Genomic DNA, 390 nt, shown 5'->3' with positions numbered 1-390 from the left:
GTTCTGCCGTGAGCTCGTACAGGCGGTCTTCGCAGATGCTCGCGAACCCTGGGCTGCAATCGACGCGACCATCCGCAATTGGCAGGCAATCTGGCGCCCGAGCCGCCTGCACATGACTCAGTCTGTTCAGATTGGCTTGGTAGGCGAGCTTCTCATACTCACGCGCGTACTTGTGCCAGTATTCGGGACCCGGGCGGTAGCCTGCTGGAGCGGGGCGGACAAGGAGCGCCACGACTTCATCGCGGGTACGYTGCACCTTGAGGTGAAGACCACGACGCGCAGCCGTCACGAGCATGAGATTTCCCGGCTCGATCAGCTCTGGATCGCTGATGGGCGGTCACTGATTTTGGCGTCGATAAGGCTGGAGCAGTCAATTGGAGGCACTATAAC

Annotated in this window: 1 protein-coding gene; it reads left to right on the top strand. The window is 60.4% G+C overall.

Annotated features, from left to right (window positions below; all coding sequences use genetic code 11):
- Nucleotides 1-58: 58 nt before the first annotated feature.
- Nucleotides 59-390: PD-(D/E)XK motif protein (locus tag AB4Y92_RS26335; protein WP_441822304.1), on the top strand; the 332-nt coding region annotated here is incomplete at its 3' end.

Origin of the sequence: Lysobacter sp. TAB13 (genome assembly GCF_052113885.1) — a bacterium.
In the GTDB taxonomy this organism is placed as follows: Bacteria; Pseudomonadota; Gammaproteobacteria; order Xanthomonadales; family Xanthomonadaceae; genus Lysobacter; species Lysobacter gummosus.
Note: the sequence above shows the minus strand (reverse complement) of the source record. Positions and strands in the feature narration are given on the sequence as shown.